11 protein-coding genes are annotated in these 12,980 nt (G+C 40.2%); 2 read left to right on the forward strand and 9 right to left on the reverse strand.

The window, feature by feature from the left end; translation table 11 throughout:
• Positions 1 to 22 precede the first annotated feature (22 nt).
• From R2B77_RS06790 to R2B77_RS06810, 5 genes are all read right to left on the reverse strand, one after another.
• A complete protein-coding gene (locus R2B77_RS06790) occupies positions 23 to 1,147 on the reverse strand; it encodes a Ger(x)C family spore germination protein (RefSeq protein WP_203247069.1) in 1,125 nt (374 codons plus the stop codon).
• Positions 1,144 to 2,256 (reverse strand): GerAB/ArcD/ProY family transporter, encoded by a 1,113-nt coding sequence (locus R2B77_RS06795; protein ID WP_203247068.1) that lies wholly within the window; start codon positions 2,254 to 2,256, stop codon positions 1,144 to 1,146. The genes R2B77_RS06790 and R2B77_RS06795 overlap by 4 nt, the downstream gene beginning before the upstream one ends.
• Complete coding sequence (locus R2B77_RS06800; protein WP_212391399.1) at positions 2,257 to 3,729, reverse strand: spore germination protein; 1,473 nt, start codon at positions 3,727 to 3,729, stop codon at positions 2,257 to 2,259.
• A gap of 273 nt (positions 3,730 to 4,002) precedes the next feature.
• Positions 4,003 to 5,421 carry an NAD-dependent succinate-semialdehyde dehydrogenase gene (locus tag R2B77_RS06805; RefSeq protein ID WP_203247066.1) on the reverse strand — a complete coding sequence of 473 codons (1,419 nt, stop codon included), beginning with the start codon at positions 5,419 to 5,421 and terminating at the stop codon, positions 4,003 to 4,005.
• Positions 5,422 to 5,423: 2 nt separating this feature from the next.
• Entirely contained in the window at positions 5,424 to 5,942 is a 519-nt protein-coding gene (locus R2B77_RS06810) for a DUF6843 domain-containing protein (protein WP_203247065.1), read from the reverse strand.
• A 123-nt stretch (positions 5,943 to 6,065) separates the two neighbouring features.
• Here R2B77_RS06810 and R2B77_RS06815 point away from each other — a divergent pair, with 123 nt between their 5' ends.
• Together R2B77_RS06815 and R2B77_RS06820 are read left to right on the forward strand one after the other, a co-directional pair.
• On the forward strand, positions 6,066 to 7,196 hold the full coding sequence (locus tag R2B77_RS06815; protein WP_203247064.1) for an MBL fold metallo-hydrolase: 1,131 nt from the start codon (positions 6,066 to 6,068) through the stop codon (positions 7,194 to 7,196).
• A 3-nt stretch (positions 7,197 to 7,199) separates the two neighbouring features.
• A complete protein-coding gene (locus R2B77_RS06820; RefSeq protein ID WP_203247063.1) occupies positions 7,200 to 7,463 on the forward strand; it encodes a DUF3006 domain-containing protein in 264 nt (87 codons plus the stop codon).
• 103 nt (positions 7,464 to 7,566) lie between these two features.
• Here the strand turns inward: R2B77_RS06820 and R2B77_RS06825 are convergent, their stop codons facing one another.
• The 4 genes from R2B77_RS06825 to R2B77_RS06840 all read right to left on the reverse strand — a co-directional run bounded on the left by R2B77_RS06825 (position 7,567) and on the right by R2B77_RS06840 (position 12,774).
• A complete protein-coding gene (locus tag R2B77_RS06825) occupies positions 7,567 to 8,715 on the reverse strand; it encodes a mannitol-1-phosphate 5-dehydrogenase (RefSeq protein ID WP_203247062.1) in 1,149 nt (382 codons plus the stop codon).
• A 2-nt stretch (positions 8,716 to 8,717) separates the two neighbouring features.
• Positions 8,718 to 9,155 (reverse strand): PTS sugar transporter subunit IIA, encoded by a 438-nt coding sequence (locus R2B77_RS06830; RefSeq protein WP_203247061.1) that lies wholly within the window; start codon positions 9,153 to 9,155, stop codon positions 8,718 to 8,720.
• 16 nt (positions 9,156 to 9,171) lie between these two features.
• Positions 9,172 to 11,262, reverse strand: a complete 2,091-nt coding sequence (locus R2B77_RS06835) for a BglG family transcription antiterminator (RefSeq protein ID WP_203247060.1) — start codon at positions 11,260 to 11,262, stop codon at positions 9,172 to 9,174.
• 81 nt (positions 11,263 to 11,343) lie between these two features.
• Entirely contained in the window at positions 11,344 to 12,774 is a 1,431-nt protein-coding gene (locus tag R2B77_RS06840; RefSeq protein WP_203247059.1) for a PTS mannitol transporter subunit IICB, read from the reverse strand.
• Positions 12,775 to 12,980 lie beyond the last annotated feature (206 nt).

Raw genomic sequence — 12,980 nt, forward strand, 5'->3', positions numbered from 1 at the left:
GTGGCCTTTCCCTGTACAGTAGTTATTCAAAGACCCCACTTCTAAGGAGAGTAAAGTCAACATCGACGTTGACTTTCATTTCCTTATACATTTCATGCCATTTCTCTTCCGTCAATTTTGAGTCACGTACTGCGCTTCTGTAAAATTCCCCATATCCAAAAACATCCGAATCAACCTCTTGACAATAGGCAATTACCCTCGCTATTTCATTCGCCAAGTTCTTTCCAATTGCCTGTTCAAAGTTTTTAAGATTTTCGGGTTTCGTTGTATCAATGCTCGGCTTTATTTCTAGTAACCTCGCCTGTACTACGAAATTCAAATCAAATTCGGGCGTTGTCGGATTGACTAGCTTTACATCTTTTTGCGTTTTAATCGGATCAAACACTAAAACAATTTCTTCTGGAGTGCCATCTACTAAGCTTGAGGGGAAATCATCCCCTTTAATTTTTATTTCAAGTGTCCCGTTTTGATAGTTATCTCGGCTTAGCTTTACGTAAAAACTATCCTCAACAGAAAGTTTCCCTATCATTTTGTCTTTCCTAAATAAAGCAATGCCAGAAACGGCTACAAGCTCTTCATCTCTTTTTATAATCGGCATGGCAATGTCTCTGCCTCGGGAATAATAATCAAACGCGATTTCGTGAAGCGTAGATGAAACCACCTGCTCACTTTTAATGTTCTGATCTAACAGCTTGTAGACATGTTCACCAATTTCATCGATTTCTGGGTATTGATATTCAAGTAGTGGTCTCGTCTCGCCCTCCACTACCGCCAAAAGCATCCCTTCACTTATGGTATGATTTTTCATAAGCGTGTCAATATAATGGCCTATACCAACTTTGGCAAACTCTTCTCCGAATAAGGTCCCCCTCAATTGTCCGGACATTAATTTTTCAGCTGCCCTGAGGTTAATCTTAGCTCGTGTCCCTTGACTTGTTGAGTTTTCAGTAGTTATAATTGCAACTTTACTTTGTAATTCTGTACCCACTTGGCGAACAACCGCTGTCGTTTCTACGCTTTCCTCTTTTCCCACGTCATAACCGATCAAAGTAACTAAGCTCACCCTTTCAAGGATTTTTGTTTCTGTACATCCGACTAAGCTAACGCAGAGTACGAGCAGTAGTATAAAAAAGTTTCTTTTTTTCATTCACTTTGCTCCTTATGTGATTTAAATTTCTTTTTTATCGCCGCAATAACATACAAGAGGATCGGATACACAAAAACAATGTAAAATGCTAATCGGCTAAAGTAATCGTTAAACGTATTTATTTGCGTGCGAGTTTTAAAAGTTAAGCTAATCATGAAGATGATGAAAGCGAATATCCAGACGAATTTATTCGCACTTATCTTTATCAGGCGCCTCGTTCCGCGAAATGCAGCCCACACAAACAAGCAAAGGTTCGGTAAAATAATCAACATCCAAAAGCAAACTACTAAATACTCAATTCGCTCTACGAACAGTAATTTAACAATACTGAATAAAGACAAAGTCCCCCATATAGTTTTAGTTAATTGTTCGCCGCTGAAGTACGTCAACGAAATTAACATGACGGTGAGGTAAATCAGAGTCGTCACGAACAAGCCCAGATGAATATGTTTTTTTGTATTTTCTTTATCCTTAACAAAGGGATAAATCACATATATCATTTCAAATCCTATAACGGTAAACGTCATGGATTTCACACCTTTCAATATTTCGCCCATGTTTGCCTCTAAAACAGGAAGGAGATTTCGGGGTTCCATAAACTTTAGTGGAAAAGCCAATAACGGGATAAGCCATACAGCCAGTACAACACTAAAAAAAGAAATACCCACAATCACTCGCAAGCCACCCGTAAACGTATAAATTACGATTAACAGCAATGTACTAGCAAGAAACCAGGTACTCAAGTCAGGAAAAACCCATGTCTGAATGACTTCAATATAGTTTCTTAACACGGTAAAGAATGAACCTGAACAATAAAGAATGAAGAGTATATTGAAAAAGCTCCCTATCCATTTACCAAATATATCTTGATGAATGCCGTATAGATCATTCGAGCCATATATTTGCAACGTTTTAATCATAAAAAAAGCAATAACATTTGTGGCAAGACCTGCAAGAAGTACAGAAATCCATGCATCTTGTTTGGCATCCTCGTATATAATTCGCTGAAAACCATGTAGACCAACCCCAATTTGAATCGCTTGAATGATAAAAAAAAGTAGAAAAGCGTTAATCGTATCATTTGGACTAATTTGCATAGAGCTTTTCACTTATTTCACCTTCTGTTCAATTTTTTCAGGATTTACCGGTTCGGGCTCATATTTATCCTCATTTTTCGGTCTGGTATTTGAAGGTCTCTTAAATGTAAATGGTAACGGTAATCTGACAAGACTATCCCGCCAATCAAGTAGTCGGGGTGGATAAAATGGTGCTGTATACGGAGAGCCCAAACTGGATTGCCGCAAAAGGTGAATTAAAATAAAAGAAAGCCCCAGCATAATGCCATAAAAGCCCCAAAATCCTGCTAATAATATTAACGGAAATCGAATAATTCTGATGACATTTCCCATCATGTAACTGGGTGTTGTGAAGGATGACAATGCCCCTAATGCAACAATAATAATTAAAATATTGCTCGTTATCCCGGCCTGTACAGCCGCCGTCCCAATGACAATACCGCCAACAATACCAATAGTTTGGCCAACCTTTGTCGGCAATCTAACTCCAGCTTCTCTAAGGAGCTCAATAATAATTTCTATAAGCAGTGCCTCTAGTAAAGGTGGGAAGGGAACCAAAGCCCTTGATTCACTTAGTGGAACTACAAGCGTTTCTGGAATGACTTCATAATGAAATGTTAAAGCTGCCACATATAAAGGGGTTAAGAATACAGATAGGACGACAGCACTGAATCTTAATAACCGGACAAATGAAGCATTCTGCCATCGAAGATTCAGATCTTCCTGACTTTGGAAGAACTCAACAAATGAGTGCGGGCAAACAATTGCAAAGGAACTTCCATCTACGATGACGCCTAATTTACCGTTCAATAGTTCAGCACAAAGCTTATCCGGTCTTTCTGTTAGTAGCATTTGCGGAAAAATTGAAAGAGTGTTGTCGTTTATCAACTGTTCTAGAATTGCACTATCTACTACAGAATCGACATTAAGATCTGTAATCCTTTGACGTAGTGTATTAACCATTTCCTCAGAAGCAATATCTTTAATGTATAGCATGGAAATCGTTGTCTTCGATCGCTTGCCGATTTCTACTTTTTCATTGCAAAGATTCGGATTTTTTATATACCTTCGAATCAAGGAAACATTCGTGGACAGACTTTCATTGAATGCGACTTGCGAACCAATTACCTGTGACTCATTTTCTGGTGCTGATAAAGCCCGAGATTCATTGGTAGGGATACTTGCTAATACGACTTCCGAGTTCCCTTCAACATGAATAAGCACATTCCCGTCCATCATTGCAGAAATGATTTTATCAAAGTCGGAAGATAACTTAACTTGAGCAATAGCTAAGCTTGATAGGATACTTTCAGGTGAGGGATCCTCACTTTTAGTTAAATCCTGAATAATGTGATTTTTTAACACTTCACCATCCACTAAAGTATCTATATAAATAAGCGTTACATTCGGAGGTATTGATTTAATATTTAAATCAGCTGTGTGATGAACAGCGTTACTCACCATCTGAGTGAAATCATTCTTTGAGAGGGGGGCTGTGCTCCCCATTTTCTCTTCACTTTCTTTATTTTCTTTACCTGATACTGCTGACTGTTTTCTTGTAAAAGTCGAATTGAATCTTTTGCGAAACACATTATTCACCTCATCACTAACTTTGTTTCTAAAATTGACTTAAAAAAGACAATCTATACCTCCAACTGAAATTCAAGACAGCCCCTATACCATTTTCAATCATACTTATGGCTAACTTTCAACCTGCTCTCGAACAGTATTCAACGACAAAAAAACCGATCCATTGAGCTGGACCGGTTTTCTTGTTGCCTATAAACCAAGCGAAACATACTTTACTTCTACATACTCATCGATGCCATGATGACCACCTTCACGACCTAGGCCGCTTTGTTTAAAACCTCCAAATGGAGCTTGTGGTGTCGAGGGCAATCCGTCATTCAAACCAATAATACCGTATTCCAACTTCTCAGTTATTCGGATACCTCGCGTAATATTTTCTGTAAAGACATAAGCTGCCAGCCCATAAATCGAATCATTAGCCCGACTGATGGCTTCCTCTTCCGTCGCAAACGTACTAATGGGCAGTACGGGACCGAATGTTTCCTCCTGCATACAAACCATGTCATCCGTGACGTTTGTCAAAATCGTTGGTTCAAAGAACAGACCACCTTTCCCACTGCCACCTAGTTCAACGGCTGCCCCTTTTTCTTGTGCATCATCGACATGCTGTTGTACTTTTTCAACCGCAGAAGCATCAATGAGTGGACCAATATCCACACCTGCATCTAATCCATTGCCTACCTTCAGCTTCTTCGTCGCTTCCACAAGCTTGTCAATAAACAGCGCGGCAATTGATTCCTGCACATAAACGCGATTAATACAAACGCAGGTTTGACCCGCATTGCGGAATTTCGCTGCCAACACACCTGCAACCGCCTTATCCATATCGCAATCTTCCATAACAATCGCCGGCGCATGCCCACCGAGTTCCAGCGATACTTTTTTCACGGTTTCCGCCGCACCTTGCATTAATGTCTTTCCGACTTCCGTTGAACCTGTAAATGTTAGTTTGCGGACACGCGAATCCTTCAACCATGCTTCCCCAATTGCTTTGGAATCCCCCGTCACCATATTAACGACCCCATCCGGTATACCTGCTTGCTTAGCCAATTGGACTAATTTGATGGCTGTCAGTGGTGTTTGCCCTGCCGGCTTAATGACAACCGTGCAACCCGCCGCCAATGCCGGCCCTACTTTCCTCGTAATCATCGCCGCTGGAAAGTTCCAAGGTGTAATCACTGCCGCCACTCCAACTGGCTGTTTATGAACAAAAAGACGCTTATTGCGCTGTGTAGCAGGTATAATCTCACCGTAAATTCGTTTACCTTCCTCTGCATACCAGGCCATAAATCCATTGGCGTAATTGATTTCACCACGCGCTTCAGAAAGTGGCTTCCCTTGCTCTTGTGTCATCGTTCTTGCCAAGTCTTCTGTCTGTTCCTTAATCAAATCATACCAGTTGCGAATCAATTCACTTCGCTCATAAGCCGACAAACACGACCACTCCTCAAATGCTGCATAAGCAGCATCAACAGCTAAAGTCGCTTCTTGGCTACTTCCTTTCGGAACAGTCGCAAATACTTGTCCTGTCGCAGGGTTACTTACTTCGATAGCCGGTAGCTCATCGCCAACTTCTTCGCCATTAATGATCATGTGATAGGTTTTCATATTTATTCACTCCCACTATTTTCATCCTGAATCGAATAATATTTGTCCAATACCCGATTCAAAGTAGCTTGTTTTTTCTCATCCTCAAAATTGTCAACCGCATACGGAAATTCGTCAGAACAATCTTCAGTAATAACAATACCCGTGTATTTAATATCTACCAACGCTTCATCACCCTCGCCATAAGACTCATAGCCACCTGTCCCAAGGACCCGAATGCAACGATTATCCGCAAGCGTCCTTGTCCCATTTTCATCAACAAAATAATACTGATCTGTCACAGTGCCATATGTCATATCACTTTTCGAGGTTGCAAAATAGCCTTCTTCATTGATGATATGAACTGCAAAATCTCCTTCATACGTCAGTTGTGGCGCACCCTTGACATCATAAAATGCCATTGCATGCCCCGTATAGCCTTCAGGAATTAAATAGATGGCGTTTGTTTTTTCATTGTTGAAGCAGCCACTTAATAAGATAATAATGCTTAAGATTCCTATGATAAACAACTTGTTATTCACGCATCTCCCTCCAATCCCAGACTTTTCAATTGTCTATTAACTTTAACACAACATTAATGGAACGTACTATCCCCTATCTGTTACAATGAAGAAAATACATCATGACTTAGGGGGACTATTATTATGTGCAAAAACATAGTCGCCTATCTTACGCTAGTTATTGGTTTGCTTATTTTTTCTGGCTGTTCAACTAACAACATCGAACCTGCATCTAAATTAGACAACGTAGAGATAGACACTGGCGACACGACAGAGGTCTCACAACCAACTGATACAATGAAAGTACATTACATAGACGTTGGACAAGCAGACGCAACCTTGCTCCAGCTCATTGATCAAGATGAAACCATCAATTTGCTCATTGATACAGGAGATTGGAACGCCTCTGATGTGGTCACTTATCTACATTCACAACAGATCAAAGACATTGACATCGTTGCCGTGACCCATCCTCATGCAGATCATATCGGTCAATTGGATAAAATTATTGAAAACTTTTCTGTTACTGAAGTGTGGATGAATGGGGAAACTGCTAATTCACAAGTGTTTGCGAAGTCATTGGAGGCCATCGAAAAACACGATGTCGATTATTATGAACCTGAAATTGGTGAAATCTTTGATATCGGACCACTCGAAATAACAATTCTTCATCCCGACGCTTTATCAGCCAATACCAATAATAATTCACTCGCGATGCGGTTACAATATGGAGAAGTTTCGTTCCTCTTCACTGGGGATGCTGAGCAATTGGCTGAAAACGCGATCCTCAGTAGCGGGGCAAACATCCAAGCAAAGATTTTACATCTCGGACATCACGGTTCGAATACATCAAGTACACCTGAATTTGTACAAGCAGTTAATCCCGAAATCGCGATTTATTCTGCCGGCGTAGATAACTCTTATGGACATCCCGATGTTGAAGTTATTGATCGCTTCAATGTGAGTAATATTCCGCTTTATGGGACAGATACACATGGCACGATTATCGTGGAAACAGATGGAGAAACCTATACGGTTATGACGCAAAAACAAGGTACGCTTCCTTTTCCATCAGCAGGAAAATCCTGTCTGGATATTAACACAGCCAATGCGGAAGAGCTTCAAGAAATCACACATATCGGACCCGCCCTTGCAAATGCATTAATCAAGCTGAGACCTTATCGTACCGTCGATGAACTCTCCAATATTAAAGGCATTGGTCCCGGACGCTTGCATGATATTAAATCGCAGGGACTGGCCTGCGTAGGAGGTTAAAGCATGTATTCAGGTTATCTCGATCGATTTACAGATTCGAATGATGCACTTATACTCGTTGACGCATTGCAACAGCAATTCCATGTTCCAGCTGCTTTACTGCCAGTTGACAGTCGTGTGGGAACTTGGTTTTTGGTCGATATTCAAGACAATAGCATCATTGCTTTACAGATAGATGTGGACAAAACACAGACTATTTCGCAAGACATTGAAGATCGTATGCAACGATTAAAATCAAAAAGAACAAGTCGATTTAAACGTAATTAGGTCTTAACTTTTCCTTGTAATTTAAAGTTATTAGCAATTCATGACTTTACTGCTCCTCAAAAAAGCCGGAAGAAAAATCTCCCGGCTTTCATTTACCCTTTATTCACTTCAAACGCTCATATTGTTCAACAATCGCTTCAAATAACATTGATCCCGGTTTCAATCCTGTAAACCTTTCAATCGCCTGGTGAAGACCTTGTTGTTGAATGACCTCTTGTACAACTTTCGCATCTGGATCCTCCATATAATCGTAGCGCAATGCAGCGGCAATGCCGATGACCAAATACTTCGGAGTTTCCTTAAACAAATCTACATATTGCTGAGCAGGTCCGACAAATCGGTCATTTGCTTGTAGTTTTCGAACAGGCGAACGACCCACGCGCGTTGTATCATCTACGATAAACGGATTAGCGAAACGGCCAATGATTTTTTGAATATACTCCTCATGCGCTTGCTCATTAAAATCATATTTGGCAATGAGTAACTTCCCTGTTTCTTGCAGAGCACTCTTCGTAAAACTTCTAATTTCTTCATTCGCCAACGTCCCATGAATGGTCTCAATCCCTGCTAAATAGCCCAAATAAGCAGCCATCGTGTGACCTGTATTGACGGTATACAGCTTTCTTTCAATATACGGCTGTAGATCCTTTACAAAAAGTATCCCTTCAATTGGGGGATTTTCTCCCTTAATCTGTGATTCATCCACAACCCACTCATAAAACGGTTCGACTTTGACCAATAGTTTATCTTCATTCGTTTGATTCGGAACAATACGGTCTACCGCCGCATTTGGGAAGCTAAAACGTTCATCAAATGAAACTTTTTCCGCCTCATCTAACTGCTCATAGACTTTCTCCTTGAGCAAAGCACTACCACCAATCATATTTTCACAAGCAATAATCGTTAATGGCTTATCTGATTGAACAAGGCGTTCCTTCAGCCCTTTTGCCAATAAAACTGCGATATGAGGCAACACATTCGGTCCAACTGCTGCCGACACAAAATCCGCTTCGGCAATCGCTTCGACAACAAGATCAGGATTCGTTGCACTGTTAATAGCTCGCACATTTTTAACAAGGTATTCCTCCTGCGACTCATTCGCAAGTTGCACACGATATTGCTGTTTTTCATTAATCAAATCAACGAGCTCGCTATTCACATCGATAAAGCAAGTTTCAAATCCGGATTGATACAATAGACTACCGATAAATCCTCTTCCAATATTCCCCGCCCCAAAGTGAACTGCCTTCATAATTAGTTCACTCCTTCAAAGAACGCCAGGATATCTTCTTTTGAAGTTGCTTTAACGATCGCTTCGACATTCTCCTCTTCAGAAACAACGATGGCAATATTTGAAAGTATATCCAAATGCTCATCACCTTTTCCAGCAATGCCGAAAATCAATTTCACGATATTGCCATCTCCAAAGTCAACGCCCTCTGGCACTTGAATAATGGCAATGCCTGATGTCTTTACTTGCTCCTTTGCATCATCTGTTCCGTGAGGGATTGCTACAAAATTGCCCATATACGTCGATGTCATCGCTTCGCGTTCCAACATTTTTTCTACATAACTTGATTCTACATAGCCTCTCTCAACAAGGAGTTCGCCTGTAAAACGAATCGCCTCCTCCTTTGTTGCAAGTCCTTTATTTAACACAATATTGTCAGTTGATAAAATAGGTAAAGTCATTGTAAACGCTCCTCGATTAGTTTGTTTTTTCATATAGAAATTGTTCAAATTTCTTAGCTATATACGTATGAATTATAGCTTCTTCGCCAACTTCAAACAACTCAATACTCTTTTCATTTTCAATAATCATTGTACTAATTAAACTAAGTACTTCCAAGCCAGGTTCATGATAAGGCGAGGGGGATAGCAAAAGTAATAATTGGTCCACTTCAATATCTGTCCCGTCCATTGCTTTTAAAGTAACTGGCTTTTGAAGTGAATGCATTGTGAAAGAAGGCTTCAACACTTGCTCATGACGAGTATGGAACAAAGCCAGTTTTGTTCCTGGGATACCAATCCCTCCGATTGCTTCCCTTTCAAATACGGCATTTACAATCATTTCAGCATCTGTTAGGATTTCTTGCTTTTCCAATTCTATACATGCTTCACCGATGCACTGTTTTGCAGTCATTGCTTCTGAATAAGATGACAGAAAAAAATTCGACAATAACACAGACGCAGCCCCTGAATATAAGTGAATCTTGCTCATTTTCTTCATGATTTCTTCAATCGTTGAATCACTTTCTATCGATGCGGGAGCTACTTTTTTAATCAGCATCTGTCTTCTCGCATACAGCTGTACTTTCTTAATTTCTTCTGGTGTCATAAATGGACTAATAATCATATACTCTCTTGGGAAGTCATGCAAATAAATCGTTGAAAGAACCAAATCCCTTTCCTCAATTTGAAGTTCTTTCAATTCGAATAAAGAAACGTTTTTGGTTTCGACAATTTCAGGAATTTCACGTTGAAGTCGAGATATCAGCATTTTTGAAGTTCCGATACCACTCGAACAAACAACATATGCTTTTAAATCCCTTTCGCCTTTCGAGCTAAGCAATGCAGATCCGAAATGCATGACTAAGAAGCCGATCTCTTCATCTGGAATTTGTAACTCCGGAAACACTTTTTCTACTGCCTCTTTAACAAGCTGAAACAAGTCCTCATAATCTTTGCGAATACTTGGCAATAACGGGTTCGCAATACCCATGTTTTGTCGGATTCGATAAATTGCTGGTTTCAAATGTGCAACAAGCCCTTCTAAAAGAGGCTCGTCGTTCAACAATTCGAAACCTGTTGCTTCTTCAATGAAGTGCATCAATTTATTCGCTTGCATAACCGTTTGCAAATTGGACGCTTCAAGTAGCTCCCCCTTATGATGACGAAGTTTAGCTCCTTGAAGATGCATCGTTATATAACCAATTTCAGCTTCCGGTATGTCAATTTGAAAACGTACTGCCATTTTTTCGATAATTTCCTGTGCAATACTAAATTCTGGCTCCATTTTTAACTGCTGCAAATACATCTGATCCATCTCAATATTTTCACCTACTAGAATCCGCTCAATAGCCAATGCTAGGTGAACAAGCAGGCCAACATATGCGCTGTCCGTAATGGGAAATGGAAGCACCCGCTGTAAGTCCTGCATAACATTTTCGATAATTAATAATTTTTCCCGATCGACCAAGTGCAATAATCGTTCTGAAATGGAATTTTCCTGACTGACAGAATTTTTTTCAATGCGCTCTTTAATCAGTGATAAAAATTCGTCTTCCTTGAGGGTTTTGGCAATCAGATAGCTCATGGCCCTTCGTTTCGCTTTCTCTGATCCACTTATTTCAATACCATAGCCTCTTCTTTTCACAATCGACAGTTCAAATGGTTTCACTAGCTCCTCTAACTTGAGTAAATCTGAACTAATCGTTGCAATCGTCACTCTCAATTCATTGGCAAGAGCAAAAAGCTTCACGGGTTCGGACGATTCGAACAATATACAAAGTATCATTGTTTGTCTTTCATCTACTGTATATTCACGAAAAGTAAACGTGTTTAACTCTTTTTTTAAGTCTTCCTTATTTTGCTGTGAGCCGATTATCAGAATGCCTACCCCAGCTTTTCTCGACAATTCCAGGTGAGCACTTTGTAAAAGCTCTTCGATTCTATCTAAATCACGATGAATCGTTCGAGAGCTAACGTCGATATCCTCAGATAACTCTTTAATAGTTACTTCTTGCTGTCTGTCGATCAACATCTCAATGATTGCTTTTTCACGAGCTGAAATATACATCGTAAACACCCCATTGATGTTGCATTTTCTTACCATTAGCAAAACTCAGCCCATAATTAGGCCGAGTTCTGCTGTTCCTTATTATTGCCCTAACTTTTCAAGTAACTCATCGTATTTCGGGCTATTTAGAAAGTTTTCCACTGAAACATGATAGGCGTTTGGTGCTTTTTCTTTCGCCCGATCTGTTAAATCTTTATGCGTTATTATGACTTCCGCATCTGCCGGTAAATTAGCAATCGCCATATTTGTAACGGCCACATCAATACCAGCTTTCTTGACTTTATTACGTAAAATGCCTGCACCCATGGCACTAGAACCCATCCCCGCGTCACAGGCAAAAATAATTCCTTTGACATTTGCAAGTGATGCTTCCTGAACTGCTCCTTCAGCTGATTGGTGTAGAAGGCCAGCTGCATGGCTTTCTTTTCCTTTAAGTGCAGATGTTTTTTCAGTTGCTTTTGCAAGATCATCCTCATCAGTTTGTTTTCCTGTTTTCAATATAACAGATGCGACAACAAATGATACGAGTGTTGCAAAGAACACGCCTGCGATAACAGCTCCAAAGCTACCTTTTGGCGTCATCGCAAGGATGGCAAAAATACTACCTGGCGATGCAGTGGCAACCAAGCCGCCTCCGAATAATTGAAGTGTAAATACGCCCGTAGCGCCCCCTGCAATTGCAGCTACCAACAGCAATGGTCTCATTAAAATGTACGGGAAGTAAATTTCATGAATCCCTCCAAGGAAATGGATGACTCCCGCCCCTGATGCCGTTTGCCTCGCCATACCTTTACCAAAAATCATATAGGCAAGCAATATCCCAAAACCAGGTCCCGGATTAGCCTCTAATAGAAAGAGAATCGATTTACCTGTTTCTGCAGCTTGCTCAAGCCCAAGCGGACCTAACACACCATGGTTAATGGCATTATTTAAAAATAATACTTTTGCTGGCTCAACCAATATACTTGCAAATGGTAATAGATTAGCATCGACAATCGCTTGCACACCTGATCCAAGCGCTTTATTCAACGCCTCTACAACTGGGCCAATTCCTTTAAAAGCAACTAAAGCTAAAATGAAACCAATAATGCCTGATGAAAAGTTATTGACAAGCATTTCAAAGCCTGACTTAATTTTTCCTTCTACTAATTTATCGAACCACTTAATAGCAACTCCACCTAAAGGTCCTACAATCATTGCACCGAGGAACATTGGAATTTCTGCCCCAACAATAACCCCCATTGTGACAATTGCACCAACGACCCCTCCGCGAATATCATGGACAAGGCGTCCGCCCGTAAACCCGATTAAAATTGGTAATAAGTAATTGATCATTGGTCCTACAAGTTCTGCAAAATCTGCTCTTGGAAACCAACCTGTTGGAATAAATAATGCCGTAATGATACCCCAAGCGATAAATGCACCGATATTCGGCATAATCATGCCACTTAAAAAACTTCCGAAACGCTGAACCTTGACTTTGAAACCAGAATTTTGTTGTTCGTTTGTCATCGTTACTAACTCCCTTCTCCCCATTAATTGGTGTTAACAACAACAATAAAGCGTTTTCATTCTATAATCAATCTAATCTAAACCCTATTCTGTCACCTTCATTGTTGCCATGACTAAAGTTGGTGTTATTAGTATAGAAGACATAGTATCCCATTCTTACTCTATTGCACTTATCAATGATGTTTAAACATGCAAAAATAGAAAAA

The organism is Sporosarcina beigongshangi (genome assembly GCF_033485195.1).
In the GTDB taxonomy this organism is placed as follows: Bacteria; Bacillota; Bacilli; order Bacillales_A; family Planococcaceae; genus Sporosarcina; species Sporosarcina beigongshangi.

Excerpts from the sequence above, each read along its gene's own strand:
- R2B77_RS06790 (WP_203247069.1), bottom strand. The coding sequence starts at position 1,147 with ATGAAAAAAAGAAACTTTTTTATACTACTGCTCGTACTCTGCGTTAGC.
- R2B77_RS06800 (WP_212391399.1), bottom strand. The coding sequence starts at position 3,729 with ATGGGGAGCACAGCCCCCCTCTCAAAGAATGATTTCACTCAGATGGTG.
- R2B77_RS06805 (WP_203247066.1), bottom strand. The coding sequence starts at position 5,421 with ATGAAAACCTATCACATGATCATTAATGGCGAAGAAGTTGGCGATGAG.
- R2B77_RS06815 (WP_203247064.1), top strand. The coding sequence starts at position 6,066 with ATGTGCAAAAACATAGTCGCCTATCTTACGCTAGTTATTGGTTTGCTT.
- R2B77_RS06820 (WP_203247063.1), top strand. The coding sequence starts at position 7,200 with ATGTATTCAGGTTATCTCGATCGATTTACAGATTCGAATGATGCACTT.
- R2B77_RS06825 (WP_203247062.1), bottom strand. The coding sequence starts at position 8,715 with ATGAAGGCAGTTCACTTTGGGGCGGGGAATATTGGAAGAGGATTTATC.
- R2B77_RS06830 (WP_203247061.1), bottom strand. The coding sequence starts at position 9,155 with ATGACTTTACCTATTTTATCAACTGACAATATTGTGTTAAATAAAGGA.
- R2B77_RS06835 (WP_203247060.1), bottom strand. The coding sequence starts at position 11,262 with ATGTATATTTCAGCTCGTGAAAAAGCAATCATTGAGATGTTGATCGAC.
- R2B77_RS06840 (WP_203247059.1), bottom strand. The coding sequence starts at position 12,774 with ATGACAAACGAACAACAAAATTCTGGTTTCAAAGTCAAGGTTCAGCGT.